At 53.0% G+C, this 26,219-nt stretch carries 23 protein-coding genes and 1 other annotated feature; of the genes, 7 read left to right on the forward strand and 16 right to left on the reverse strand.

Annotation, left to right across the window (positions count from 1 at the left end):
• Positions 1-260: 260 nt before the first annotated feature.
• A complete protein-coding gene (gene yaaA, locus Dpoa2040_RS13025; protein ID WP_168641505.1) occupies positions 261-1,040 on the forward strand; it encodes a peroxide stress protein YaaA in 780 nt (259 codons plus the stop codon).
• Positions 1,041-1,150: 110 nt separating this feature from the next.
• On the opposite strand, the gene thrC is transcribed toward yaaA, so the two are convergent.
• The 5 genes from thrC to Dpoa2040_RS13050 form a co-directional block, all read right to left on the reverse strand.
• Positions 1,151-2,440: a threonine synthase gene (gene thrC / locus Dpoa2040_RS13030; RefSeq protein WP_168641507.1), complete on the reverse strand. Its 1,290-nt coding sequence runs from the start codon at positions 2,438-2,440 to the stop codon at positions 1,151-1,153.
• A 3-nt stretch (positions 2,441-2,443) separates the two neighbouring features.
• The gene (gene thrB / locus Dpoa2040_RS13035; protein WP_168641508.1) at positions 2,444-3,373 is read right to left on the reverse strand and encodes a homoserine kinase; all 930 of its coding nucleotides are present in this window, start codon (positions 3,371-3,373) and stop codon (positions 2,444-2,446) included.
• 2 nt (positions 3,374-3,375) lie between these two features.
• Positions 3,376-5,832 (reverse strand): bifunctional aspartate kinase/homoserine dehydrogenase I, encoded by a 2,457-nt coding sequence (gene thrA, locus Dpoa2040_RS13040; RefSeq protein ID WP_168641510.1) that lies wholly within the window; start codon positions 5,830-5,832, stop codon positions 3,376-3,378.
• Positions 5,833-5,943: 111 nt separating this feature from the next.
• Positions 5,944-6,060: a sequence feature (Thr leader region), on the reverse strand.
• Positions 5,999-6,067: a thr operon leader peptide gene (locus tag Dpoa2040_RS18530; RefSeq protein ID WP_128569842.1), complete on the reverse strand. Its 69-nt coding sequence runs from the start codon at positions 6,065-6,067 to the stop codon at positions 5,999-6,001. It overlaps the preceding feature by 62 nt.
• 197 nt (positions 6,068-6,264) lie before the next feature.
• Positions 6,265-6,963: a tRNA/rRNA methyltransferase gene (locus tag Dpoa2040_RS13050; RefSeq protein WP_168641512.1), complete on the reverse strand. Its 699-nt coding sequence runs from the start codon at positions 6,961-6,963 to the stop codon at positions 6,265-6,267.
• Between the two features lie 579 nt (positions 6,964-7,542).
• Between Dpoa2040_RS13050 and arcA the strand changes: the two genes are divergently transcribed.
• Positions 7,543-8,259 carry a two-component system response regulator ArcA gene (gene arcA, locus Dpoa2040_RS13055; RefSeq protein ID WP_168641514.1) on the forward strand — a complete coding sequence of 239 codons (717 nt, stop codon included), beginning with the start codon at positions 7,543-7,545 and terminating at the stop codon, positions 8,257-8,259.
• A gap of 77 nt (positions 8,260-8,336) precedes the next feature.
• On the opposite strand, the gene creA is transcribed toward arcA, so the two are convergent.
• Positions 8,337-8,810: a protein CreA gene (gene creA, locus Dpoa2040_RS13060; protein WP_146411026.1), complete on the reverse strand. Its 474-nt coding sequence runs from the start codon at positions 8,808-8,810 to the stop codon at positions 8,337-8,339.
• Between the two features lie 205 nt (positions 8,811-9,015).
• Between creA and robA the strand changes: the two genes are divergently transcribed.
• Positions 9,016-9,882: an MDR efflux pump AcrAB transcriptional activator RobA gene (robA, locus tag Dpoa2040_RS13065; RefSeq protein ID WP_042872889.1), complete on the forward strand. Its 867-nt coding sequence runs from the start codon at positions 9,016-9,018 to the stop codon at positions 9,880-9,882.
• Here robA and gpmB read toward each other — a convergent pair.
• Positions 9,879-10,529 carry a 2,3-diphosphoglycerate-dependent phosphoglycerate mutase GpmB gene (gene gpmB / locus Dpoa2040_RS13070; RefSeq protein ID WP_042872891.1) on the reverse strand — a complete coding sequence of 217 codons (651 nt, stop codon included), beginning with the start codon at positions 10,527-10,529 and terminating at the stop codon, positions 9,879-9,881. The genes robA and gpmB overlap by 4 nt on opposite strands.
• A 51-nt stretch (positions 10,530-10,580) precedes the next feature.
• On the opposite strand from gpmB, the gene yjjX reads away from it, so the two are divergent.
• A complete protein-coding gene (yjjX, locus tag Dpoa2040_RS13075; protein WP_042872893.1) occupies positions 10,581-11,120 on the forward strand; it encodes an inosine/xanthosine triphosphatase in 540 nt (179 codons plus the stop codon).
• Positions 11,121-11,137: 17 nt separating this feature from the next.
• Here the strand turns inward: yjjX and trpR are convergent, their stop codons facing one another.
• Both trpR and sltY read right to left on the reverse strand, forming a co-directional pair.
• Entirely contained in the window at positions 11,138-11,470 is a 333-nt protein-coding gene (gene trpR / locus Dpoa2040_RS13080; protein WP_042872895.1) for a trp operon repressor, read from the reverse strand.
• 210 nt (positions 11,471-11,680) lie between these two features.
• Positions 11,681-13,603 (reverse strand): murein transglycosylase, encoded by a 1,923-nt coding sequence (gene sltY / locus Dpoa2040_RS13085; RefSeq protein ID WP_168641587.1) that lies wholly within the window; start codon positions 13,601-13,603, stop codon positions 11,681-11,683.
• Between the two features lie 471 nt (positions 13,604-14,074).
• Here sltY and ettA point away from each other — a divergent pair, with 471 nt between their 5' ends.
• Positions 14,075-15,739, forward strand: coding sequence for an energy-dependent translational throttle protein EttA (gene ettA, locus Dpoa2040_RS13090; protein ID WP_042872900.1), 1,665 nt, complete (start codon positions 14,075-14,077; stop codon positions 15,737-15,739).
• A 137-nt stretch (positions 15,740-15,876) separates the two neighbouring features.
• On the opposite strand, the gene Dpoa2040_RS13095 is transcribed toward ettA, so the two are convergent.
• Both Dpoa2040_RS13095 and Dpoa2040_RS13100 read right to left on the reverse strand, forming a co-directional pair.
• Complete coding sequence (locus Dpoa2040_RS13095; RefSeq protein ID WP_168641515.1) at positions 15,877-17,583, reverse strand: methyl-accepting chemotaxis protein; 1,707 nt, start codon at positions 17,581-17,583, stop codon at positions 15,877-15,879.
• 375 nt (positions 17,584-17,958) lie between these two features.
• On the reverse strand, positions 17,959-18,858 hold the full coding sequence (locus Dpoa2040_RS13100) for a LysR family transcriptional regulator (protein WP_168641516.1): 900 nt from the start codon (positions 18,856-18,858) through the stop codon (positions 17,959-17,961).
• A gap of 110 nt (positions 18,859-18,968) precedes the next feature.
• Between Dpoa2040_RS13100 and Dpoa2040_RS13105 the strand changes: the two genes are divergently transcribed.
• On the forward strand, positions 18,969-19,970 hold the full coding sequence (locus Dpoa2040_RS13105) for a zinc-binding alcohol dehydrogenase family protein (protein WP_042874087.1): 1,002 nt from the start codon (positions 18,969-18,971) through the stop codon (positions 19,968-19,970).
• A gap of 87 nt (positions 19,971-20,057) precedes the next feature.
• On the opposite strand, the gene serA is transcribed toward Dpoa2040_RS13105, so the two are convergent.
• Positions 20,058-21,290, reverse strand: coding sequence for a phosphoglycerate dehydrogenase (gene serA, locus Dpoa2040_RS13110; RefSeq protein ID WP_168641517.1), 1,233 nt, complete (start codon positions 21,288-21,290; stop codon positions 20,058-20,060).
• A gap of 319 nt (positions 21,291-21,609) precedes the next feature.
• The gene (gene rpiA / locus Dpoa2040_RS13115) at positions 21,610-22,272 is read right to left on the reverse strand and encodes a ribose-5-phosphate isomerase RpiA (RefSeq protein ID WP_168641519.1); all 663 of its coding nucleotides are present in this window, start codon (positions 22,270-22,272) and stop codon (positions 21,610-21,612) included.
• Between the two features lie 196 nt (positions 22,273-22,468).
• Between rpiA and Dpoa2040_RS13120 the strand changes: the two genes are divergently transcribed.
• Positions 22,469-23,362 carry a LysR family transcriptional regulator ArgP gene (locus Dpoa2040_RS13120; RefSeq protein WP_042872912.1) on the forward strand — a complete coding sequence of 298 codons (894 nt, stop codon included), beginning with the start codon at positions 22,469-22,471 and terminating at the stop codon, positions 23,360-23,362.
• A gap of 51 nt (positions 23,363-23,413) precedes the next feature.
• Here the strand turns inward: Dpoa2040_RS13120 and Dpoa2040_RS13125 are convergent, their stop codons facing one another.
• From Dpoa2040_RS13125 to mscS, 3 genes are all read right to left on the reverse strand, one after another.
• Entirely contained in the window at positions 23,414-24,136 is a 723-nt protein-coding gene (locus Dpoa2040_RS13125) for an oxidative stress defense protein (RefSeq protein WP_168641521.1), read from the reverse strand.
• Between the two features lie 188 nt (positions 24,137-24,324).
• Positions 24,325-25,143 (reverse strand): IclR family transcriptional regulator, encoded by an 819-nt coding sequence (locus Dpoa2040_RS13130; protein ID WP_128569789.1) that lies wholly within the window; start codon positions 25,141-25,143, stop codon positions 24,325-24,327.
• Between the two features lie 157 nt (positions 25,144-25,300).
• On the reverse strand, positions 25,301-26,185 hold the full coding sequence (gene mscS, locus Dpoa2040_RS13135) for a small-conductance mechanosensitive channel MscS (protein WP_168641523.1): 885 nt from the start codon (positions 26,183-26,185) through the stop codon (positions 25,301-25,303).
• Positions 26,186-26,219 lie beyond the last annotated feature (34 nt).

A 26,219-nucleotide genomic window follows, 5' to 3' on the forward strand; every position in this document is an offset into this window, starting at 1 on the left:
ACTATCGCCAGAGTCTGATAATAACACGCACCCAAGACCACGCAAGCGAACCAACAAAAAAACGGGAAGGCGAAAAATAAAAGATTAATATTAAAAATCAATAAAATAAATGCTATTCATTTTTGTTTCCTCCCGTTTCCAGCCCCAAAAAGCATGATGCCTCACACAACGCTGATTTATGGTGCCTGTCACAGCCATTGCCCTTTTTTTAGCGGCTTTTGCTACAGTAAGGCCAGTAAAAACACCAACGGGATACGTTTATGCTGATCACGCTTTCACCTGCCAAGACGCTGGATTACACCAGCCCACTGCCCACCCAACGCTACACACAGCCTGACCTGCTGGCGCATTCCCTGCAACTGATACGGCACTGCAAACAACTGACCCCGGCAAATATCGCTTCGCTGATGAGCATCAGCGACAAACTGGCGGACCTGAATGCGGCTCGCTTTCAGGAATGGCAACCGGAATTTTCGCCGGATAACGCACGTCAGGCGCTGTTGGCATTCAAAGGTGATGTCTATACCGGCCTGGCGGCGCAAGATTTCAGCGAGGCGGATTTTGATTTCGCCCAGCAGCATCTGCGCATTTTGTCCGGCTTGTATGGCGTACTGAAGCCGTTGGATCTGATGCAACCTTACCGTCTGGAAATGGGCATCCGGCTGAAAAACGACGTGGGTAACGACCTGTATCAGTTTTGGGGCGATACCATCACCGAAACGCTCAACCTGGCGTTAGCCGCGCAGCACGACGATATTCTGATCAATCTTGCATCAGATGAATATTTCAAATCCGTCAAACCAGCCAGGCTCAAGGCGCGGCTGATAAAACCGGTCTTTCTGGATGAAAAGAATGGCAAGTTCAAGGTAATCAGCTTTTATGCCAAGAAAGCACGCGGCCTGATGAGCCGTTTCATCATTCAAAACCGCCTGACCCAACCGGAACAGCTAAAAGATTTCGACAGTGAAGGCTATTATTTTGATGCCGCTGACTCCTCGGCAGACGAATTGATTTTTAAGCGCCGCGAACGCGATGCCTGACAATCCAGATGAACCACACCTAACGAATAGGGCCGGAAAGCGGTTTCCCACCTTCCGGCCCTATTACGTTTCTGGCCGACCGCTATGTTCAGTCGTCCAGCCTGGCCAAGTTAGTACGGCAATTCCATCAGGAATTTACGCAGCAATGCGAAGTCCGGCGCGAAGTGGTGCGACAGCAACGCCAGCTCGGCACGTTCAGCCAGTGCCTGCGGCAGCGGCAACGCTTTACCAAGAATCGCCTCCACGCTTTCCTTGAACTTAGCCGGATGGGCGGTGCCCAGGAACAGGCCATATTCGCCCGGCTGCAACTGATCACGCAACAACCGGTAAGCAATCGCGGCATGAGGCTCGGAGGTGTATCCCAGCGCGTCCAGTTCCAGCATGGTGGCTTGGGTGGTTTCATCACTCACCGCGCCGAACGCCAGTTCCTTCAGTTGCCAGTTCTTACGGCGGAACAGCTCCTCCACCCGCGGCCAGTTATTCGGCTGGCTTACGTCCATGGCGTTAGAGAGCGTCGCCACCGTCGGGTTTGGCTGCCATTCGCCGCTTTGCAGAAAACGCGGCACGGTATCGTTGGCGTTGGTGGCGGCAATAAAGCGTTTCACCGGCAGGCCCAGCGATTTTGCCAGCAGACCGGCGGTCAGGTCGCCGAAATTGCCGCTCGGCACCGAGACCACCAGTTGATTGCGCGCTTCCTGCGGCAACTGCGCCACCGCTTCGAAATAGTAGCTGATCTGCGCCAGCAGACGGCTGATGTTGATAGAGTTGGCGGAATTCAGCCCGATGGCGCGTTTCAATTCCTCATCGTCGAACGCCTGCTTCACCAGCGCCTGACAGGCGTCAAAATCGCTGTCGATAGCGATGGTGTGAATGTTGCCGCCCAGCGTACAGAACAGTTTTTCCTGCAACGGACTGATCTTGCCATTCGGATACAGAATCACCACCCGCACATTCTTCAGGCCGTAGAACGCGTGTGCAACCGCCGCACCGGTATCGCCCGACGTGGCGGTCAGAATCGTTATCTGTTCATCGCCTGCCACTTCCGCCAGCATTTGCGCCATCAGGCGGCCACCAAAGTCCTTGAACGCCAGCGTCGGGCCGTGGAACAGCTCCAGCGCGGCGATGTCATCACTCACCGGCACCACCGGCGCAGGGAAGCGGAAGGCCGCTTTAACGCGCTGGTAGATGGTTTCATCGGACATTTCATCACCAATAAATGCCGACAAAATGCGGCTGCTGCGAGTCACAAAATCCTGTTCCAGCAGTTCGTCAATCGTGGTGCGTTCGAATTCCGGCAGCTCCAACGGGAAAAACAGGCCCTGATTGCTCCCCAGCCCTTTGCGGATCGCTTCGGCGAAATTCACCTGTTCATTGTGATCTTTCAGATTGTACAGTTTCATGCGTTATCCCAATTGTCGCGCGCCTGCGGTATCCAGACGGCAAATATGAACAAAACCTTCGTCATTCTGCAGATAGTTTTCCTGCAGCCAGCTTGCCAGACGCTGTGCAACGCCCATGTCATTACACACGGAAAACAGCGTCGGTCCGGAGCCGGAAATGCCGCAAGCCAGCGCACCTAACTCGTCTGCCGCCTGACGCGCCTCGGCAAAACCGGGCAGCAGACGCGTACGATACGGCTCGGCGATCACATCTTTCATCAGCTTAACCGCCAGTTCCGCCTGGCCGGTATGGCAGGCATGAATGAAGCCCGCCAGATAACGACCGTGGCTAATGCAGTCCTGACGACGATACTGCGCCGGCAGAATAGCCCGCGCTTCCGCTGTAGACACCTTGATGCCCGGATAGGCCATCACCCACAACCAGTCATCGAATTCCGGCACCGGCTGGCTGATGATGCCCATCTCTTCCACCATCAGTTGGATGCCGCCCAGGAAGCATGGCGCCACATTGTCATAATGCACACTGCCGGAAATACGCCCTTCCAGCTCTCCCATTAGCGCCAGCAACCGGGTGTCATCCAGCGGCTTGCCGCAGAATTCGTTCATCGCCATCAGCCCAGCGACCACTGAGCAGGCGCTGGAGCCAAGCCCGGAACCAATCGGCATGTTTTTCTCCAGCGTCATGGCGACCGGCACGGTCTTGCCAATCTCCTCACAGAACCGCTCCCAGCATTGATAAACGATGTTATCTTTCGGGTTATCCGGCAGTTTGCTGACAAAACGTCCTTCATTGTGCAGGCTGAACAGGTCAGCTTCCCGCACAGTGACGCAATCGCCGAGCAGGGTGCCGTCTACCGGCGATACCGCCGCGCCCAGCACGTCAAACCCCACGCTCACATTCCCGATGGATGCCGGGGCATAAATCTTCACCATTCTCACACTCCCACCTTCCATGACAGCGTACGCAACAGGTCTGCAAATACCCCGGCCGCCGTCACATCATTACCTGCACCGTATCCTCGCAACACCAGCGGCAGCGGCTGATAGTAGCGGCTATAAAACGCCAGTGCGTTCTCACCGTCTTTCACCTTAAACAGCGGATCGTTTCCGCCGACTGCGCTGATCGTTACCTGGCATTTGCCATCTTCAATTTTGCCGACGTAACGTAGCACTTTACCTTCAGCGCGTGCCGCTTCAACCCGGTGGGCAAACTCGGCATCCAGCGCCGGCAGGCGCTCCAGAAAACTCGCCACATCACCCTGTGCATATTCCGCTGGCAGCACGGAATCGACCTGAATATCGCCCAGTTCCAGCGCATAACCCGCTTCACGCGCCAGAATCAACAGTTTACGCGCTACATCCATTCCGGAAAGATCATCACGCGGGTCCGGTTCGGTAAAGCCTTTCTCTTTCGCCAACAGTGTAGCGGCAGACAGCGACATACCTTCATCCAGCTTGCCAAAGATGAATGACAACGAGCCAGAGAGAATGCCATTAAAGCGAATCAGTTCATCGCCGGCATTCAGCAGGTTCTGCAAATTTTCAATCACCGGCAAACCCGCGCCCACGTTGGTGTCATACAGGAATTTGCGACGAGCTTTTGCCGCCACCTGGCGCAATTGATGGTAATACCCCAGCGTGCCCGTGTTGGCTTTCTTATTAGGAGTGACGACATGGAAGCCATCCGCCAGAAAAGCGGCGTATTGATCGGCAATCGCCTGACTGGAGGTGCAGTCAATGATTACCGGGTTCAGCAAGTGATACTCTTTCACCAGACGGCTGAGCGCCGCCGGGCTGAACGGTTCGCGTGCCCGTGCCAACTCATCGCGCCAGCGATCCATCGGAATACCGTGCATGTTGGTCAACATCGATTTAGAGTTGGCGATGCCGCACACCCGCACATCGATGTGTTTCTGCTTCAGCCACGACTGCTGGCGCTGAATCTGTTCCAGCAGTGCGCCACCCACGCCCCCTACGCCAATCACGAACACGTCCAGCACCTGATTGGTGTTGAACAACATCTGATGCGCCACTCGCACGCCGGTGGTCGCTACATCGTTACTCACCACTACCGATATTGAACGCTCAGACGACCCCTGCGCTATCGCCACGATATTGATATTGGCGCTGGCCAACGCGGTAAACAGGCGAGCAGACAGGCCACGCAGCGTGCGCATACCGTCGCCCACCACGGAAATGATCGCCAGCCGCTGCACCACATCAAGCGGTTCCAGCACGCCTTCTTTCAGTTCCAGATAAAACTCCTCTTCCAGCGTCTTACGCGCACGCGGCAACTCATTTTGAGATACACAAAAACTGATGCTGTATTCAGACGAGGACTGAGTAATCAGCACCACTGAAATACCCGCGCGAGACATGACGGCGAATACCCGCGCCGCCATCCCGACCATCCCTTTCATACCGGGACCGGAGACGTTGATCATCGCCATGTTGTTCAGGTTAGTAATGCCTTTAACCGGATACTGAGTATCGTTGATTTCCAGCCCAATCAATGTACCTGGCGCCTGGGGGTTTTCGGTATTCTTGATAAGGCAGGGAATCTGGAACTGGGCGATGGGGGCGATAGTACGAGGGTGGAGAACTTTGGCGCCGAAATAGGATAACTCCATCGCTTCCTGATAGGACATCGACTTCAGTAATCGTGCATCAGGCACCTGACGCGGGTCACAGGTGTATACGCCGTCAACATCCGTCCAAATCTCACAACAATCGGCGCGCAAACATGCTGCCAGCACCGCCGCTGAATAGTCAGAGCCGTTACGACCCAGCACCACCAGTTCGCCTTTATCATTGCCGGCAGTGAAACCCGCCATCAGGATCACATGGTTCGCGGGGATCACCAGATCATTGATACGACGAGTGGATTCAGCGATATCTACCGTAGATTCCAGATAGTGCCCCTGCGACAGCAGACTGCGCACCGGGTCGATGACCGACACCTGATAACCGCGCGCCTGAAATACCGCTTCCATAATGGCGATGGATAGTTTTTCGCCCCGGCAGATAATGGCAGCGTTAACGCTATCCGGGCACTGCCCCAGCAACGCGATGCCATGCAGCACCTGCTTGAGTTGCGCGAATTCTTCATCCACCCGCGCTTTCAGCCTGTCATAGGCGAACCCAGGTTGCGATTGCGCCAGTCCCTGCAATAAATCGGCAAAAATAACTTCCGCTTCGATGATATTTGGCTGGATGTCCTGTTTAGCCACGGTTTTTTCAATCATGGCCACCAAATGGTTGGTGATTTTCGCCGGTGCCGACAGCACCGTAGCGACCTGTCCCTGACGTGCATTGCTTTCGATGATATCGGCAACGCGCGCAAACCGCTCCGCGTTGGCTACCGAGGTCCCGCCAAATTTCAGCACTCGCATCTTGTCTATTCTCCTGAATTTTTTCTGGCCAAAAACGCCAAAGCGCCTTTGAAAACCGCTTGCAACAGCCTTGTATCCTTGACGGGCAGAAACAAGCCCGCAATAACTGTAAAAAAAAAAGCCCGCACTCTGAAGTGCGGGCTTTTTCTGGATTCATCTGTACGCGTCAGCCCGCACCGTTACTGGTAGTACCGGTGGTAATAATAATGGTGGTGACCAGGCTGATATAATGCATTACGTAACGTTCTCGTGATTCGAAAAATTATCTTCCCTATTAGTTAGGGCAATCGCCTTGCTAAGTCAACGGATTTCTTCATTTCTCTGTTCGCTCAACGCCAGCCGTAACGGACAAAAGCTCTATACAAAAACAAAAAAGCAGGGCAATAACGCAGAAAAAGCAGCTTACCAACATGTTCCGCCGCATTGCTTTCATTATTCCTTATCTTCTGCCAACAACGCTTTTTCCACATCGTGCAATAACCTATGCAACATGGCGTTATCCCGATGCTCCAGTAAACCAAGCCGCTGCTGGAGCCAGTCACGCAGCTTTTCATCCTGCTGCGCACCGACCCGAACCAACAAACGCGAAAACCGATCACGTAACGCAGCCAGCTGCCCTGAATCAGTTGGCGTCGGTTCGGCGGCGGCTATCTGCATCAACGACGCCAGTTGATAGCAATACACCATCACCGCTTGCCCCAGATTCAATGACGGGTAATCCGCCGCCATCGGCACGCCGGTCAGGATGTCCGCCAGCGCTAGTTCCTCATTGGTCAACCCGGAGTCTTCACGACCGAACACCAGTGCTGCTGATTTCACCCACTGCTGTTTTTCCTCCAGCACCCCCAGCAGTTGTACTGGCGAGCAGTAGTAATGAAAACGCGCGCGGCTACGAGCAGTCGTCGCTACCGTAAATTCAACATCCGCCAGAGCATCAGCCAGTGTCGGGAAAACCACTACGCCATCAAGAATATCGCCTGAACCATGCGCCACCCAACGTGCCGCAGGCTCAAGATGTGCAGTGCTATCAACAATCCGCAATTGGCCAAACCCCATGGTTTTCATGGCCCGCGCCGCTGCACCCACGTTCTCGGCCCGTGCGGGCGACACCAAAATGATATAAAACTGCACACAACCTCCCAGCCAGCACCCGGCAGGTGCGCTGACGATTCAGAATATAGCGATAATTACGCTGGAATAGCACGTCTGCCAGGTTTTCACGCCTGCGTCATATGACTTGAAACACAACCTTAACACCCTGTCACTTTCGAATGGCATGTGGCCAATGCCGTAATAGTGAAAATGGAAACGCTTCAGCTATCAGCATTTATTATGCCGTGGTGAATATAAAAATGTTAAATTGTGATAGATAGCGGCATTCAGTGCGCGTTTTCCACAAATTACTAACGTGCTACAATGAAGTTTGATATATGTCAATGGACCGTTGATTTGCCCGTCTGTGAAATCAGTGCTCACTGTTATGTTGCTGTTAATAAGGTTAAACTGTGCGCCACAATAGGCTCTGTTGAAAAGCCTCATCGCCACCTGTTATCAAGCGAAGAGTCAGGTGGAAACAAGTGCATCAAAACGTATTTACGTACTTGAGTCAGTCGGCGGAAAAACGGTGAACATGGTTTCCCAAAGCGCCCGAGAGAACCAGGACTTCTGTACTTTCGAATCTCTATTAGTTGGCAATTTTAGGTAGCAAACATGCAGACCCCCCACATTCTTATTGTCGAAGACGAGTTGGTAACTCGTAACACTCTCAAAAGTATTTTTGAGGCTGAGGGCTACGTTGTTCACGAGGCCACCGACGGTGCCGAGATGCATAACATTTTGTCCGAACATGATATCAATTTGGTCATCATGGACATTAACCTGCCGGGCAAGAATGGCTTGTTGCTGGCGCGTGAATTGCGCGAGCAGGCAAGCGTAGCACTGATGTTCCTGACCGGGCGTGATAACGAAGTCGACAAGATTCTGGGCCTGGAAATCGGTGCAGATGACTATATCACCAAACCGTTTAACCCACGCGAGCTGACCATTCGCGCGCGCAATCTGCTGTCTCGCACCATGAATCTGGGCAGCAGCACCGAAGAACGTCGTCTGGTGGAAAGCTACCGTTTCAACGGCTGGGAACTGGATATCAACAGCCGTTCACTGGTCAGCCCAAACGGCGAACAGTACAAACTGCCGCGTAGCGAATTCCGCGCTATGCTGCACTTCTGTGAAAATCCGGGAAAAATCCAAACCCGCGCTGAGCTGCTGAAGAAAATGACTGGCCGCGAACTGAAACCGCATGACCGTACAGTCGATGTGACCATCCGCCGCATTCGCAAACATTTCGAGTCTACTGCCGATACGCCGGAAATCATCGCTACCATCCACGGTGAAGGTTATCGCTTCTGCGGCGATTTGGAAGACTGATTACCTGACACCTCAAGGTAATAATGCAATGGCCGGGATACCCTCCCGGCTTTTTTATGCACTGTAGATAACGTCTGTTACTTGCTCCAGGGCAGAATCGGCACCGCGCTCAGCGCGTTTTTCGGCGATCCCTCCACCAGACGATCAGAATAGGTCAGATAAACCAACGCATTGCGTTTCGCGTCATAAAAGCGCACCACCTGCAATTTCTTGAAAATTAACGAGGTACGCTGCTGAAATACCACGTTGCCTTTTCCTTTACTGTTGGTGATCTTATCACTCAGGGTAATGGGCCCCACCTGCTGACAAGAAATAGCCGCATCCGACGTATCTTCCGCCAGACCAAGCCCACCTTTGATTCCACCGGTTTTCGCCCTGCTCAGATAACAGGTTACGTTTGCCACATCCGGATCATCAAACGCTTCCACGATAATTTTATGGTCTGGCCCTAACAATTTAAAAGCCGTATCCACTGAACCGATTTCCTCAGCCCAGGCTGATGTTACGCCGCAGAGCAGGGCCGCAGCCGTCAACACAACTCGTCTTTTCATCATTGCCTTTCTCTCACTTTGTTGCCGTCATAACGTAGTTTCTGTAGTCCAAAAACCGTTTGTCGGATAGATTGCTTTAACAGCCTATGTTAATCAGATTCTTTATTCATAAGGCACAAAAATCTTGGTAAGTACCCTGGGGAAAAAGTTGCTATCATGCCGAGCTTATACGCTTAGCTCTCGGTGTGTTCTATGAGGACGATCTATGGATCAAGCCAGTATCATACGTGACCTGCTCAACTGGCTGGAGGGTCATCTGGACCAGCCTTTATCACTGGATAATGTTGCAGCCAAGGCCGGCTATTCCAAGTGGCATTTACAGAGAATGTTCAAGGACGTAACGGGTCATGCCATCGGCTCCTACATTCGCGCCCGTCGGCTTACCAAAGCGGCTGTTGCATTATGCCTGACCAGTCGCCCAATTCTTGATATCGCCTTGCAGTACCGTTTCGATTCGCAGCAGACCTTCACACGGGCATTCAAAAAACAGTTTGCCCAGACGCCAGCCTCCTACCGTCGTGCGGATGACTGGAACACTATTGGTATCCATCCGCCAATTCGGCTGGGTGCCTTTACTATGCCGCAACCACAATTTGTCACCATGCCGGAAACGCAGTTAGTTGGGCTGACTCAGAGCTACACCTGTAATCTGGAACAAATTACCTGCTTTCGTACTGAAATACGCGTTCATTTCTGGCGGCAATATTTAGGAGAGGTCAAGGAGGTTCCGCCGGTACTTTACGGACTGCATCATTCTCGCCCCAGTAAGGAGAAGGATGATGAGCATGAAGTGCTGTATACCACCGCGCTGGAGCCACATCATGTTCCGGAAAGTGTTCATTCCGGCGAACCGGTGACATTACCAGGCGGTGATTATGCCCTGTTTATCTACGAAGGCCCGGCGGACGATTTGCAGGACTTCATCATCACACTGTACGATACCTGCTTGCCGACCTATAAACTGACCCGTCGCAAAGGCTTTGATGCGGAACGTTTCTATCCCAAAGGCCCTAAAGAAGCCGAACCGCCCAAAATCATCCGCTGCGAATATCTGATTCCGATTCAGCGTTAGCGCTGCAATTCATCCAACGCTGGAGCGTCAAGATGAGAGACGTCTCCGGCCGTTTCCACTATCCATCCCGGCGCCAACCAAGGGCTTTGCTGATAATCCACACGCGACAGCGAGCAGTTGCGCAGTCTCAAGCGGCGTTCTGCCCAGGCAGGCAACCCCAGCAACGTACTTATCAGACAGCCCAGCGCAATACCGTGGCTCACCAACAATGGCCGACTGCCTTGCGGCAATGTCAGGCATTTCTCCAGCACGCGATGCATACGCAGCGCCAATTCCGACATAGACTCACCATCAGGGATGCGACCATCCTGAGTCCCATCCACTAATTGCTTACGCCAGCGTTCTTCTTCGGGGCTTAACGAATCAATCAGCCTTTTTTCCAGAACGCCCATGTTTAGCTCTCTCAGCCCCGGCTCCATGATGACGGCGCAGCCGTTGCAAGCCTGCGAAATAATGTCGGCAGTATGTCGGGTACGCCCCAGGTCACTGGTAAAAATATGGGTGATCCCCAATGATTTTACCCGGTCGGCAACCAACCTGGCCTGATGTTCACCATCCAGGGTAAGCGGACTGTCTGACTGCCCCTGGATGCGCCTTGCCACGTTCCACTCAGTTTCACCATGGCGAACAAGATATACCTGTAACATGATTTTTTTCCGTTATACTGCGTCAAACTAACTACAAGGTAGGGAAACATTATGTACCATGTTGTCGCATCTACGACCAACCCGGCCAAGATTAACGCCATCACTTTAGCATTTACCGATGTTTTTGGTGCAGATAATTGCCGTATCGAAGGGGTTGATGTAGACAGTGGAGTGCCCAGTCAACCTCAGGGTTCTGTTGAAACCCGTACAGGCGCGAGGAATCGCGTGATGAGAGCGAGACAGGTTCGTCCGGAAGCTGACTTCTGGGTTGGCGTGGAAGCCGGAATCGAAGAAAGTATGACCTTCGCCTGGATGGTGATTGAAAACGCGACCATCCGCGGCGAATCTCGTTCAGCCAGTCTGGTATTGCCGAAAAGCATTCTTCAGGGAATCGATGAAGGCCGCGAACTGGGTGATGAAATGGCGCGCCTTACCGGTATCCAGGATATCAAACGTCAAGGCGGCGCGATTGGCGTTTTCACGGATGGCAAATTGTCCAGAACCAGCGTATACCATCAGGCGCTGTTACTGGCGCTGGTGCCTTTCCATAATCCAGTTTATCAACACCCAATCCACGCGCCATCTGTTTGATAGCAGCCCCAAAAAAGCTACACCTTATTCTCTGGCAACAACTGATCTTCCAGCCAGATTTTCAATCTGGCTGGGGCAGACTTAAGACTATTTGAACCGCGGGTGATGGTCGCAATACCAGCCCCCAGCTCATTTTTCAATTCACGCTGGCTCATTTCGCCACGCATCAGTTCTTGAATAATACGCACCCGGGTTCCCAACGCTGTCCGCTCATCCGGCGTTAACAGCAGTTGTAACAGCGGTTGCTCTAACCCTTCCGCCATCGCCTGTTGAAACAGGCTGACAAAAGCTCGCCAATTTTCATCGTCTTGTTCGGACAACGTCGGATCGTGAAATGAAGATGATGTCATAACAACCGCCATACTATTTAGCTAGTACAACAGCATAACACAGTCTTCATCACGAGAAAAAGCGCAGAAAAGAGGATGCATTCCCACGGTAAAGCGGGTGTTCAAACAACCATTACCCGTACGACGCCCCCGTTCTCAGCTAAAACAGGGAGCCGGGTGTGCCCCCTCGCTATTGGTTGGGTAATAATTGTCTGGTTAATCATTCCCCGGTTAATAACGCCGTAGCCACTCATTGTCCATCAATAAGGCGGTCTGGCGCTGTTGCATCAGGCTACGGTAGAAAACGTCATACGCCAGCACGTTTTTAACGTATCCTCGCGTTTCAGAAAACGGGATGCTTTCTACAAACGCGATAGCGTCAATCCGGCCATTGCTGTCTTTTAGCCAGCTACTCACCCGTGACGGCCCAGCGTTATAAGCGGCAGATGCCAAAATACGGTTCTGACCGAACGACTGGTAGACATAGTCAAGATAACTGGTGCCAAGCTGGATATTCGTCTGCGGATCCAGCAACTGGCTGCTATTGGTATAACTGGCGATGTTGAACATCTCGGCAGTGTGCTGCGCCGTAGCAGGCATCAGTTGCATCAACCCAGATGCGCCTACCGCGGAATGAGCCTGTGGGTTCCAGGCACTTTCCTGACGGGCAATTGCCATAGCATAACTCTGGCTGATGCCTTTACCCTGCGTAGCCTGACGGAAATCGTCGCTCCATGCCAGCGGGAAGCGTTCTTCCAGATTATCCCACAGTTTCGCCACAATCGTGGCTTGCACACTCAAATCATACCAGCGTTGCTCAAGCGCAAAGCGCGCCAGCGCCTCCTGCTGTGCGCGATCACGGCTGGCCACCAACCCTGACCATTCAGAACGAGCCAGGCTTTCCAGTCCCCAAAACATCAATTCACGTACCCGAACGACCTCAGGTAACTGTCCAATTGATCGCTCAGGTTTGGCAGCAATCATGATAGTCAGCGGATAATTGACATTGAGCTTCTGCGCCGCAGCCATCGGGTAAAAACCACGGATTTTCATCAGGTCACGCAGTTGATTCTCGCCCTCTTGCTTTTGCCCTTGTTCTATCAGCAGTACTGCTCGCCAGTAACGCCATTCATCCTTTTGCTGCACATCCACCGGCAGGCGTGCTATCCACTGAGCAAGCCCTGGCCTATCCCCCTGCCCCAGCGCCATGCGAACACGCCGCTCCAGCAGCGGCGCCGAATTGCTACGCAAAATTACAGCATCGCGCCAGCGTGCCTGTTCTTCAGTCGCATCACTGTTCATCAGACGCCAGGCAACGTCATCCTCCATGGTCTGGCGCTCCTGCGGACGCATTTTCTGCAAGCGAACCAGTTGTGGCAACAATGCCCGCGCCGCATCAGGGTCTTCGCGGGCAATGCGGTTAAACGCCGATAATACCGCCTTGCGGGTAAAATCCGTTGGGCCGACTGACCGTGCAAAGCGCTCAATCGTTTTAGGATTACTTTGCAATTTCAGCAACGCTTCAACGATGGTTTTGTACTCTGCCGGTAATTGTCTGGCAAGATGATTCACCAGACCTGCACTGCCTGAATCCATCGCCAGCCGCATCCGTTCAAGCACCATGAGCGATGTCAATCCCCCCTGTTGCTCCCAGGCGGAAAACAGCTTGTCACACGTGGGTGGCAGTGAACGACCAGTCAGCCAGATATCGCGCGCCTGCTCCCAGACACCTTGCGGCTGCCCAACCATGACTTTGGCATACAAATAATTGCAGAGGGAAGCGACCGGCTTAGGCTGCTCCGGGCTGAAAGCCAACAAACCGTTCCAGTCCTGACGACGAGCCAGTTCATTGATAAAACTGTTATTGAGCGTACGCACGGCGGGCAGCGTCGGGTGTGAAGCCATAAACTGCCTGACCTGCGCAGTACTCAGCACCGATAGGTCCTGCGTCAGCGCACGGTATTCCAGATAAGGATAAAGCGGGTAATCACGCAACGTCGGCATCAATTGGGAAACCACATCCATCTGATTGTTATCCCAGGCAGACTTGACCTGCTGATAGCGCTGGCGCTGCTCATCCAGCGAGTCCGCCAGTACCTGGCACGATACCCCAACGAGACATAGCACGGCGGCTACATAGCGCCAATACCCTATTTTGAACATACTGCCCTGACCTCACTCGCTATCGTTTCTGCCATTGCGCCGAACGCTGTCGCCAATACCACCGAGCATCAATACCACGCCAACAACGACCGCATGGCATTGACTGATTGGCTTTTTTTCAAACCAAATCAGTGTGGCATATCATACTGCCTGGTAACAATACGCCGAAAGCGCCCTAAAACAGAGTGAAATTCACAGCGTTTCCCCTTTATTTCCAAGGAAATTCGCAATTTCGGCTGATACCCGCATCAACTATGCCACCAAGGATGGAAGCAGCTTCTCAGAGTCAACAACACCGTGACAGGATGGCTGGGATCATGAGGCGAAAACAGATAAACTCCGTCGACAATAAATTTCCTTTTGCTGGCGGAGCATCACTGCTCTTCCGGTATCATGCCCTTACAGGCGCCATGCTTTTAATGGCATAACGCTAAACTGGACAGAAAAGAGGCTCAGAGCAACGTGGCTCAATACGTTTACACCATGCATCGCGTCGGCAAAGTCGTTCCGCCGAAGCGCCATATCCTGAAAAATATCTCCCTTAGTTTCTTCCCCGGCGCCAAAATCGGCGTGCTGGGTCTGAACGGGGCGGGTAAATCTACTCTGCTGCGCATCATGGCAGGGATCGATAAAGACATCGAAGGCGAGGCTCGCCCACAACCGGGAATCAAGATCGGCTATCTGCCTCAGGAGCCCCAGTTGAATCTGGAGCACACCGTCCGCGAAGCGATTGAAGAGGCGGTCAGCGAAGTGAAACATGCACTGACCCGTCTGGACGAAGTCTATGCCGCCTATGCGGATCCGGATGCCGACTTCGATAAGCTGGCAAAAGAACAAGGTGAGCTGGAAGCTATTATTCAGGCCCACGACGGCCATAATCTTGATAACCAACTGGAACGGGCCGCCGATGCGCTGCGTCTGCCGCCGTGGGATGCCAAAATCGCTACCCTCTCCGGTGGTGAACGCCGTCGTGTCGCCATCTGCCGCCTGCTGTTGGAAAAGCCCGACATGCTGCTGCTCGACGAACCGACCAACCACCTGGATGCGGAATCCGTCGCCTGGTTGGAGCGCTTCCTGCACGACTACGAAGGCACTGTCGTTGCTATCACCCATGACCGTTACTTCCTTGATAACGTCGCGGGCTGGATTCTGGAACTGGACCGTGGCGAAGGGATTCCATGGGAAGGCAACTATTCTTCCTGGCTGGAGCAGAAAGACCAGCGTCTGGCACAAGAAGCGGCGACTGAAGCTGCCCGACGCAAATCCATCGAAAAAGAACTGGAATGGGTGCGCCAAAATCCAAAAGGTCGTCAGGCCAAAGGCAAAGCCCGTCTGGCTCGCTTCGATGAACTTAACAGCGTGGAATACCAGAAGCGTAACGAAACCAGCGAGCTGTTTATTCCGCCGGGTCCTCGCCTTGGCGACAAAGTGCTGGATGTACAGAATCTCACCAAATCCTATGGTGACCGGGTGCTGATCGACAACCTGTCGTTCTCTATTCCTAAAGGTGCCATCGTCGGGATTATCGGCCCCAACGGCGCCGGTAAATCGACGTTGTTCCGTATGCTATCCGCACAGGAGCAGCCGGACTCCGGTACTATCTCGCTGGGCGAAACCGTTCAACTGGCGTCAGTCGATCAGTTCCGTGACAAAATGGACGGCAGCAAGACCGTATGGGAAGAGGTTTCTGGCGGTCAGGACATCATGCGCATCGGCAATTTCGAGATCCCAAGCCGCGCCTATGTCGGTCGTTTTAACTTCAAAGGCGTCGATCAGGGCAAGCGTATCGGGGAACTCTCCGGTGGCGAGCGTGGCCGCGTACATCTGGCCAAACTGTTGCAAGTTGGCGGCAATATGCTGCTGCTTGACGAACCGACCAACGATCTGGACATCGAAACCCTGCGAGCGCTGGAAAACGCCTTGCTGGAATTCCCCGGCTGCGCCATGGTTATTTCCCATGACCGCTGGTTCCTGGACCGTATCGCCACCCATATCATCGACTATCAGGATGAAGGTAAGGTGGAATTCTTTGAAGGCAACTTCACAGAATACGAAGAGTACAAAAAACGCACACTGGGTGCAGAAGCGCTGGAACCGCATCGCATCAAGTATAAAAAAATGGCGTGACACCGTGCCACCCCATTTCTGTCGCGGTGTTTTTGCCGGGACAGACAAAAAAGCCCACCGTCTGGTGGGCTTTTTCATAGAACATAAACATATAGGACATCCTGTTGTGTGACTGATTCAACCACACATAGCAGTACTCAGAACGTCTCCCAATTCTGGTCGTTACGGCTCCCTTTGGCCGCACCTATAGCCGCCACTGCAGGAATTGCCTGTAAAGTCGGCCGGGACGGCAACGACGTACGAACCGGTTGATTGTTCCTGCCATGACTTATCCTGAACACCGCTACCGCCTGGGTCAGACGTTCCGCTTGCGATTCCAGTGAGGAAGCCGCGGCTGAGGCCTCCTGAACCAGCGCTGAGTTCTGCTGGGTCGTACCTTCCATTTCCAGCACAGCCTGATTCACCTGACCAATTCCCCGACTTTGCTCATCAGATGCGGAAGCAATCTCACCCATAATATCCGTCACACTGACTACCGCCTTCACAATCTCTTCCATGGTCTCGCCAGCTTTTGCCACCAGTTCTGAACCGGTATCCACCAGTCTGCCTGATTCACCAATCAGTGATTCAATTTCCTTTGCTGCCTGCGCACTACGTTGCGCCAGACTGCGCACTTCTCCAGCGACCACCGCAAAGCCACGGCCTTGCTCGCCAGCACGTGCTGCCTCTACAGCAGCATTCAGTGCCAGGATATTCGTCTGGAAAGCGATACCATTGATAACACTGGTAATTTCAGAGATTTTTTTCGAACTGGAAGAAATATCGCCCATGGTTTTCACCACATCCTGAACGATATTGCCCCCTTGCTCCGCCTTGCTGGATGCATTACGCGCCAGTTGACTGGCATGATTAGCGTTATCCGAGTTCTGCTTAACCGTGGAAGTCAATTCCTCCATGCTGGCTGCCGTCTGTTCCAGTGCCGCCGCCTGCTGCTCAGTGCGGGAAGAAAGATCAATATTACCGGCACTGATTTCAGAAGCGCCCTGATAAATAGAGTCGGCCCCTTCACGGACGACAGTCACCGTATTCGTCAACGATTCCTGCATATGCTGCAGGTTTTGCCCCAAAACACCAATTTCGTTGCGTCCAAGATTTTCAGCAGGTTGTGTCAGATCACCCTGCGCAATTTTCTGGATACGAGCAATCAGCACATTAACGGGCACCAGAATCGCCCGACGGATGACCAGATAAGTCAGCCCCGCCAGCAGAATTGCCAGAATGAACGAGACCGCCATCAGGATATTGCCCAGACGAGCATTAGCATCAGCCTGCGCATTAATACTGTTTGCATGTTCCGTCAGGTATTTCACTTCCTTGCGCACCAGAACGGCATAATTAGTATCTAACCGGCGCGCCAGCGTCGTTTCCAGCTCAATGGTGCTTTCGAACTGACCGTTACGCACCAAATCCACCATCGGTATCATTACCTTGTCCCGATAAGCGATATAGTTAGCAGTCAACTCAGCATCCAGATCCCTCTCTACGCTCGACTTGTCGGTACGGGCCATATACTCATCAAAACGCTTCTGTGAGCTTTTGATGCGCTCCGCCCCCTCAGTAAAAGTCTGATTGTAGGCTTCAGTATCACCGATGCGCGACGCCGCTACGGCTTGTACCAGTAACTGACGGGAAACACGGAACTGATCCATGCTGCTGCTAATCCCGGCGCGAATATCAGAAATCAGGTTAGCCCGATCAAGAGATGAATTACTCTGCTTGAGAAAATAACTGGCAGTACCAATTGAGAGGGCAAAGAGCAGCAGAATAATAGCTAACAGCGTGATAAACAGTGTCACAAGACGAACGTTATTTATAGAAGAGACATTTCCTTTTTGTTCTGCCATTCCGATTTCTCACTTTCACTACAAGATGCCGATCACTCCCACTATATCACTAGCAGAAGCACGTATAGCTTTATGCTATTCATTATTTCCCGGCGACCAAAACCTACTGCCACATAACTATCAGATAAGGCAACAAACATCGCCTCAGAAAAATTAAAACATTATTTTAATTAAATTGCATTATTATTTCTTTTAGAAAGAAAAACCGTGATGACGGTAGCACGCTGTGCTAATAAATAACCAACTGAAATGATCAGGTTGCTTTTTCTTGCTGAGTTATCCCGCCATCTGTCCGGAATAGCATCCCCTTTCAGTCAGAAGGCACAGATTTTAGCCCGGTATTATATCCTGGCTCATAACATAACGAGGTTACGCCTAAGGTGCAGAATAGTCGCACGATGATGCGGTAAAACTCAGAGCAAAATCAATAAAACAGTTGAGAGCGGGAGAGTTCAATCTGCGGCCTGGATAAATCAAATAGAGATCGTTGGTATCTGCCTGCCATTCAGGCAAAAGGCAAGCCAGCTCATCGCTATCTATCTGCTCGCGGCACAAAAATGCCGGTAACAACGTAATACCGCCGCCAGCCAGTGCACAAGCGCGAGCATACAGCAAATTATCGGTGATGTGCGATTGAGGCAACCGCCAGAGAAAATACTCCGCTTCACGGTGAAACCCCCATTCTGGCCAGGCTTTGTGCGCGATACACCGGTGCGACTGCAGTTGACGCGGATGTGTAATCGGCGAAAATCCCGCCAGATAGGCAACCGAAGCGACCAGATAGTGCGACACTCGACCCAGAGGACGGCCAATCAGGGAAGAATCCTGTGGTTTACCGGTGCGCAACGCAACATCAAACCCCTCTTCCACCAGGTCGATGACCCGATCAGCAATAACAATATCCAGCGAAACCACCGGAAAGCGTGACTGAAACTCCGCTATCAGACGCGCCAACAGAGTAGCGCCCAATCCGGCAGGGCTGGTTATCCGCAGGCGTCCGCTGGGGTTATCGCGCAAATGCTGCATTGCCATCTCGGCGCGTTCACTGGCCTGTCGCATCTCCCGGCAATGCACCAGATAGCGTTCGCCAGCAAAGGTTAGATTGAGCTTGCGGGTAGTACGGTTGAACAGCCGCAGCCCCAGCGATTGCTCCAGTTGGCTGACTCGTAGACTGAGACTCGACTTGGCCATACCCGCCTGTCTGGCTGCTTCGGTGAAACTGCCGCATTCCGCCACTAATGCGAATAGCGCCATATCCTGTAATTGCTTGAACATGATTGTTCTTCTCAGCCGAACACGTCGTTAGTAATTGTCCATCTTATCAGCACTATCGACAGGGTCTACACTGTTATCCAGTCCAACACGTAACGATGGGAACATTGATCATGACAGTAAAAGCAATCGCCGTTGATCCCAGGCAACCTGAGAACTTTGTAGAAATCACCGCTGAATTACCGCATCCCGGTGAACATGACCTGCTGGTAGCCGTAAAAGCGGTATCGGTTAATCCGGTAGATACCAAGGTACACGCGGGACTACGCCGGGACGGCCTGCAACATCCACGTATTCTTGGATGGGATGCCAGTGGAATAGTAATAAAAACCGGTTCGGCGGTGAGTGGTTTCAAAGCAGGCGACGAAGTCTGGTATGCCGGCGATATCACACGCTCCGGCAGCAACAGCTCGCACCAACTGGTTGATGCACGTATCGCCGCGCATAAGCCCACTTCACTCAACTGGGCTGAAGCTGCCGCCCTGCCCCTGACAGCCCTGACCGCCTGGGAAGGATTATTCGAGCATCTGAATATTCAGGACGCAGCTAAAGGCAAAACGCTGTTGATTATCGGCGGTGCGGGCGGCGTCGGCTCGCTGGCTATTTCGCTGGCGGCACAGCGCAGTGAGGTGACGGTCATCGCTACCGCTTCACGTCCCGATTCCGCACAATGGTGCCGTGACCGCGGTGCGCATCTGGTGGTGGATTATCGCCATCTGGTGGATGAATTGAAAAAACAGGGGATCGAGCAGGTTGATTATATTTTCTGCCTGAATGATACCGACGGCCATTGGGATGCAATCAGCCGGTTAATCGCCCCAATGGGACATATCTGCACCATCGTGGAAAATACGCGTCCGCTGGATCAGAACGCGTTGAAATTGAAAAGCGCTGCGCTGCACTGGGAATTTATGTTCACTCGCAGCATGTTTGCCACGCCAGACATGGCTCGTCAGGGAGAGATTCTGCGTGAGGTAGCGCAACGGGTCGATAACGGCACATTGCAGGGTACACTCAGCCAGACCTTTAGCGGGCTCACCACCGAGACGCTAAAGCAGGCGCACGAAGCCGTATTGGCTGGGCATATGCGTGGTAAAGCCGTTATTACTCTCTAAAGACTGCAGTAAAAAAGCCAGACTGTCAGGGCTGGCTTCCTCATAAGACCGAATTATCGGTCATCACTCACTGACTATCCCCACCACTTAGTACAGCAGGCGCGCACGAATGGTGCCAGGGATGGATTTCATCAGTTGCAGCGCGGTGTCGGCACCATCGGTTTCCACATCAATAACCACATAACCGATTGTCGGGCTAGTCTGCAGGTACTGAGCCGCAATGTTGATTCCCTGCTCGGCAAAGATGTTGTTAATTTGCGTCATGATACCGGGACGGTTTTCATGGATGTGTAGCAAACGGCTGGCGCGATCACTGTGCGTCGGCAGCGAGACTTCCGGGAAGTTGACAGCGGACAAGGTGGAGCCGTTATCGGAATATTTCACCAGTTTCCCGGCAACTTCTCCGCCAATATTCTCCTGCGCCTCCTCAGTGGAACCGCCAATATGCGGCGTCAGGATAACGTTATCGAACTCACACAACGGCGACTGGAATGGATCACTATTGGTCGCTGGCTCCTGTGGGAACACATCGATAGCCGCACCGGAAAGATGCTTGCTGGCAAGCGCGTTGCTCAGCGCTGGAATATCGACAACAGTGCCGCGTGATGCGTTGATCAGGAGCGAACCCGGCTTCATCTGCGCCAATTCAGCAGCACCGATCATATTCTGGGTACTGTCGGTTTCCGGCACATGCAGGCTGACCACGTCACTCATGTTCAACAGTTCGGACAGCTCACGCACCTGTTGGGCATTACCCAACGGCAGTTTGCTTTCGATATCATAGAAATAGACGTGCATTCCCAGGCTTTCGGCCAGAATACCCAGTTGAGTACCGATGTGACCGTAACCAATGATGCCCAGTTTCTTGCCGCGTGCTTCAAAACAGCCAACGGCCTGTTTGTGCCAGATACCACGGTGAGCTTTAGCGTTGGCGCTCGGAACACCGCGCAGCAGCAACAGCAATTCACCGATCACCAGTTCGGCCACAGACCGGGTATTGGAAAAAGGTGCGTTGAAGACTGGAATACCACGCTTGGTGGCCGCAGGCAGCTCAACCTGGTTGGTACCGATGCAAAAACAACCAACGGCTACCAGTTTTTCAGCCGCAGCGAAAATCTCTTCCGTCAGATGCGTACGTGATCGAATCCCCACAAAGTGCGCATCACGAATCGATGCTTTCAGCGCTTCCGGGTCAAGCGCCCCCTTATGGTATTCAATATTGGTGTAACCTGCAGCGCGCAGATCCTCCAGCGCATTAGGGTGTACCCCCTCCAACAGCAGAAACTTAATCTTGTCTTTTTCCAGTGATACCTTTGCCATTTCCCGACCTTATTTTCAGACTTCAGCCATAGCGGTTTGCGAACCGATTCCTGCAAACATAACAAAAAATACGCAAGCGGCAATACAAACGATTGCCTATCCGTACTTCCATCGCCCCTCTGTCCGGCCTTTTCATGGTAAAAAATACTGCCAACCACCAAACGGGCCACACAGGGATGATGCGAAATAAGAAAAGCTAATATTAAGTACCAAAAATGAGACGTTAGAGAAAGTCGGATTTTTTAGATAAAAAAATCCGGTCACTGCTGGCATGACCGGATCACTGCAAGAAACAACAATACGTTAATTCAGGAATGGCTTATTTCAGACGTACGGTCTTCAAGCCGTCCGCAGTACCTACCAGTGCGACGTCCGCACCACGATTAGCGAACAAGCCTACGGTAACCACACCAGCCAGACTATTGATACGGTTCTCCATCGCCACCGCATCCGACAGATTCATATTGTGTACATCCAGAATAATGTTGCCGTTATCGGTGATCACACCGTCGCGGTATACCGGCTGGCCTCCCATTTTGACCAGCTCACGAGCAACATAGGCACGCGCCATCGGGATAACTTCCACCGGCAACGGGAAACGCCCCAGCACATCAACCTGTTTGGACGCATCGACGATACACACGAACTGACGGGCGATCGCCGCCACGATTTTTTCGCGGGTCAATGCGGCGCCCCCCCCTTTGATCATCTGCATGTGTGGATTGATTTCATCCGCGCCATCAACGTAAACATCGAGTGCCTCCACGTCATTGCAGTCAAAGACCGGGATCCCCAGGCTTTTAAGTTTGGCGGTGGAAGCATCCGAGCTGGAAACCGCGCCTTCGATCTGGTGTTTGATAGAACCCAGCGCGTCAATAAAGTGGGCGGCGGTGGAACCGGTTCCCACCCCAACAATAGTACCGGGGCGAACATAATCGAGCGCTGCCCAGCCAACGGCTTTTTTCAGTTCATCCTGCGTCATGATGTGCTTGTGCCTGTAGCTACGAAAACGTGTGCGTATTATAGGGCATGACATGCTCAAAAGGAGGGATTTGTCCGTCGGGCATGGCAATATTTCCGTCTCGTTGCAGCAGGCCCGGCGATTTTTTTCGGCGATACCTCACAAAAATGTGGCATATTGCCGAATATAGTTTTTACGCAAAGGAATCTTCACCTTTATGAAACGCCCGGACTACCGCACGCTTCAGGCGCTGGACGCCGTAATTCGAGAGCGTGGCTTTGAGCGCGCCGCACAAAAACTCTGTATTACGCAGTCCGCCGTATCACAGCGCATCAAACAGCTGGAGAACCTGTTCGGCCAGCCGTTGCTGGTGAGAACGATTCCGCCGCGTCCGACGGAACAAGGGCAGAAGTTGTTAGCGCTGCTGCATCAGGTGGAATTGCTGGAAGAAGAGTGGCTGGGCAACGAAAACAGCAACGAAACGCCGCTGCTGCTGTCTTTGGCGGTCAACGCCGACAGTCTGGCAACCTGGTTATTACCCGCGCTGCAACCGGTGCTGGTGGATTCGCCGATAAGACTAAATTTGCAGGTGGAAGACGAAACCCGTACTCAGGAACGCCTGCGCCGGGGTGAAGTGGTGGGAGCCGTGAGTATTCAGCCGCAGCCGCTGCCCAGCTGTCTGGTGGATAAGCTGGGTGCGCTGGATTATCTGTTCGTGGCCTCGCCGGGATTCGCCAACCGCTACTTCCCGAACGGCGTAACCCGCTCTGCGCTCCTGCGCGCACCGGTAGTCGCGTTCGATCATTTGGATGACATGCATCAGGCATTTTTGCAGCAGAACTTCGACCTGTCGCCCGGTAGCGTACCCTGCCACATCGTTAACTCATCCGAGGCCTTCGTACAGCTCGCTCGTCAGGGCACCACCTGCTGTATGATCCCGCATTTACAGATCGAGAGAGAACTGGCGAACGGCGAGCTGATCGACCTGACGCCGGGCCTGTTCCAGCGCCGTATGCTGTACTGGCATCGCTTCGCACCGGAGAGCCGGATGATGCGGCGGGTCACCGATGCCCTGCTCACACACGGACATCAGGTGTTGCGCCAATCCTGACCCAAAAAGCAGCTTTTAAAACTCATCATCCAAAACAGCGCTGCGCCCGGTTCAGGGCGCACGTTGCAACTCAAACACCACATCCACCTGATCGTCAAAGTGAATGGTCTGCTGCTCGTAAGTCTGCGAAACGTCACTCTGCGCCACCATATTGGTAGCCTTGAACAAGCGGGCGACCGGCACCGGTTGGTAGTTGGCAACGTGATAGCGGATGCTGTAGACCGGTCCTAGCGCGGCACTAAACCCGGTTGCCAGCGACTGCGCCTGTAATATCGCCTGCGCTATCGCTTTTTTGCGCGCCTGTTCACGATAAGCATCCGGGTTAGACACCCCCAGCTCCACCGCCCTAACCTCGTTAAGACCAGACTTGAGCGCACCACCCAGCAATTCATTGAGCTTATCTAACTGGCGCAACGTCACTTCCACCTGACGCACCGCCCGATAGCCTTTCAGTACCGAGCCGCCGTTTTTCAGATAATCGTACTCCGGCTGCGTACGCAGGTTGGCCGCGTTGATATCTTTCTTGTCGATACCGTGTTTATCCAGAAAAGCAAAATATTGTGCAACCCGTTCATCCACCTGCTTTTTGGCGTCGGACACATCCCTGGATGACGCGCTGACTTCTATCGCCAGCCGGGCAATATCCGGCGTTGCATCAACACTGGCAGTACCGGAGGTCACAATGTGCGGTCCGTTGGGTAATTCATTGCCGGCCTGAACCGCCATCGACGACAGGCCAAGCAGCGTGGTCAATACCAACACGTTCAGCTTCACAGTATCTCCCTGGCGAGTGAGTGAATAAGTGCAAAAGCCTACTCCAGGCAGGCCGTATTCAATATAGGCGAATGTCTGAATAGGTGAATGTCTGAATAGGTGAATGTCTGAATAGGTGAATGTCTGAATAAGTCGGTGAATACCTGAATACCGGTTACGGATAACATAACCGGATGGAATCCGAGCGTTTACGCCGGCGGCGTAAACCCCAGTTCAAGAGAGATATTCCGTGCTGTTTTCCGCAACGGCGCAACCAGCGCATCAATACCAATCTGTTGCAAACGCGCCATCGACAAGGAAATGGAAACGGCATACGCCACCCGATGCTGAATATCAAACACCGGAGCAGAAATGCAGGAAACGCCCAGTTCATTCTCTTCCCTGTCCATCGCTAACCCCTGGCGACGAATCTCCGCTAGTTCCCGTTCCATGGCAGGCAACGCAATGATGGTATTGTCGGTCAGAGGGAAAATACTGTGCTGATGGTTACGCCAGTATTCGGCCGGGTAGTCATCTGCACCATAGGCCATGAAAATCTTCCCCATTGCCGAACTGTGCAAAGGCATATGCTGGCCAATATAGGCACGGGTGCGCATCATGCCGGTAGTGGGTTCAAGTTTGTAAATCAGAATCGCGTGGTCATCTTCACGCGTTGAGAAATTGACGGTTTCACCTACTATCAGGTTTAGCTCTTCAAGATGCGGTGCCGCTACGTGCAACACATTCAGCGACGAGAGCACCTTATGGCCGATAGCGATGAACCTGGTGGTCTGCCGATAGCTGCCCGGCTGGCTGGCAGGCGCTACGTAGCCGCATCCAGCCAACCCCTGCAACAAGCGGTGAACAGTGCTTTTATTCATGCCGGACAACTCGGCAATCCGCGCCAGTGGACACCCATTGGGATAATCACTGAGAATTTCGATCAACTGCAAACCACGAAACAAACTTTGGCTGCCCAGCGGCTTATCCGCTTTTCCCTCTTCCTCAACGCTGTGTTCATTTATCACGTCTGGCCGCCTCTCATTACGCCCGTCAGGACATCAACCTGACGATACGAGAACCATCATGAAACTGCATGTTGTGCGATGCAATAGCGGCAATGACCTTCGTGCCGCCACTGACCGCCACCAACGTAAAAAACCTGCTATTACCGGGTAAATGCCTTTACCGCGTAGCTGCCTCGCCAGAACCGGCTTGCGCAGGCAACGAAGCATAATGCAGGTGCACGTCCATCTGGGGATAAGGAATACCGATGCGGTGTTCATCCAGAGCGCGTTTGAAGTTTTCCAGCAGATCCCAGTACACCGATGCCGCATCACTGTTGTCAGTCCATACCCGAACCACAAAATTAAGCGAAGATGACCCCATCTCATTAAGCCGAACAGTGACGCCTTTATCTCGCAGAATGCGATTATCTGCGGCTACGATATCGCCCAGCACTTTTTTCACCACATCAATATCGGCGTCATACGCCACACCAACAATAATTTCGGTACGACGATGTGGTTCACGGGAACTGTTGATAATATTGCCGGCGATAATTTTACCATTTGGTACCACGATGACTTTGCCGTCAGCAGTCAGCAGCGTGGTGGAAAAAATCTGCACCTGCGTGACAGTTCCGGCAATCCCGCCCAAATCTACCGCTTCTCCGATGCGAAAGGGCCGAAACACCACCAGCAGCACCCCAGCGGCAAAATTCGACAGCGAGCCTTGCAGAGCCAGACCGACCGCCAGACCGGCCGCACCCAATACCGCGATGACCGATGCGGTTTGCACGCCCACCCGGCTTAACGCGGCAATCAGCGCGAACGCGATAATGCCGTAACGCACCAATGCAGACAGAAAATCTGCCACCGTGACGTCAATACCACGGGCGACCATCAGCCGATTTAACATGTTCGACATAATGCGGGCGACCAGCATCCCGACACTCAGAATCACCAGCGAGGCAACGACATTCACCGCGTACTGCAACAAGATATGCTGATTGTTAACCAGCCAGCTCTGCAATTGCCCCATGCTTTCAGCTACGTTGAGTTCTTCCATCTGTTCGTTCCTGTTAACATGACTAGCGTTACCT

It is taken from the genome of Dickeya sp. CFBP 2040, from assembly GCF_012273755.1.
Lineage (GTDB): Bacteria > Pseudomonadota > Gammaproteobacteria > Enterobacterales > Enterobacteriaceae > Dickeya > Dickeya poaceiphila.

What these genes read in the sequence shown, in the direction of transcription:
- yaaA (WP_168641505.1), top strand. Translation starts at nt 261, where the DNA reads ATGCTGATCACGCTTTCACCTGCCAAGACGCTGGATTACACCAGCCCA.
- thrC (WP_168641507.1), bottom strand. Translation starts at nt 2,440, where the DNA reads ATGAAACTGTACAATCTGAAAGATCACAATGAACAGGTGAATTTCGCC.
- thrB (WP_168641508.1), bottom strand. Translation starts at nt 3,373, where the DNA reads ATGGTGAAGATTTATGCCCCGGCATCCATCGGGAATGTGAGCGTGGGG.
- thrA (WP_168641510.1), bottom strand. Translation starts at nt 5,832, where the DNA reads ATGCGAGTGCTGAAATTTGGCGGGACCTCGGTAGCCAACGCGGAGCGG.
- arcA (WP_168641514.1), top strand. Translation starts at nt 7,543, where the DNA reads ATGCAGACCCCCCACATTCTTATTGTCGAAGACGAGTTGGTAACTCGT.
- creA (WP_146411026.1), bottom strand. Translation starts at nt 8,810, where the DNA reads ATGAAAAGACGAGTTGTGTTGACGGCTGCGGCCCTGCTCTGCGGCGTA.
- robA (WP_042872889.1), top strand. Translation starts at nt 9,016, where the DNA reads ATGGATCAAGCCAGTATCATACGTGACCTGCTCAACTGGCTGGAGGGT.
- gpmB (WP_042872891.1), bottom strand. Translation starts at nt 10,529, where the DNA reads ATGTTACAGGTATATCTTGTTCGCCATGGTGAAACTGAGTGGAACGTG.
- yjjX (WP_042872893.1), top strand. Translation starts at nt 10,581, where the DNA reads ATGTACCATGTTGTCGCATCTACGACCAACCCGGCCAAGATTAACGCC.
- trpR (WP_042872895.1), bottom strand. Translation starts at nt 11,470, where the DNA reads ATGACATCATCTTCATTTCACGATCCGACGTTGTCCGAACAAGACGAT.
- Dpoa2040_RS13095 (WP_168641515.1), bottom strand. Translation starts at nt 17,583, where the DNA reads ATGGCAGAACAAAAAGGAAATGTCTCTTCTATAAATAACGTTCGTCTT.
- Dpoa2040_RS13100 (WP_168641516.1), bottom strand. Translation starts at nt 18,858, where the DNA reads ATGTTCAAGCAATTACAGGATATGGCGCTATTCGCATTAGTGGCGGAA.
- Dpoa2040_RS13105 (WP_042874087.1), top strand. Translation starts at nt 18,969, where the DNA reads ATGACAGTAAAAGCAATCGCCGTTGATCCCAGGCAACCTGAGAACTTT.
- serA (WP_168641517.1), bottom strand. Translation starts at nt 21,290, where the DNA reads ATGGCAAAGGTATCACTGGAAAAAGACAAGATTAAGTTTCTGCTGTTG.
- rpiA (WP_168641519.1), bottom strand. Translation starts at nt 22,272, where the DNA reads ATGACGCAGGATGAACTGAAAAAAGCCGTTGGCTGGGCAGCGCTCGAT.
- Dpoa2040_RS13120 (WP_042872912.1), top strand. Translation starts at nt 22,469, where the DNA reads ATGAAACGCCCGGACTACCGCACGCTTCAGGCGCTGGACGCCGTAATT.
- mscS (WP_168641523.1), bottom strand. Translation starts at nt 26,185, where the DNA reads ATGGAAGAACTCAACGTAGCTGAAAGCATGGGGCAATTGCAGAGCTGG.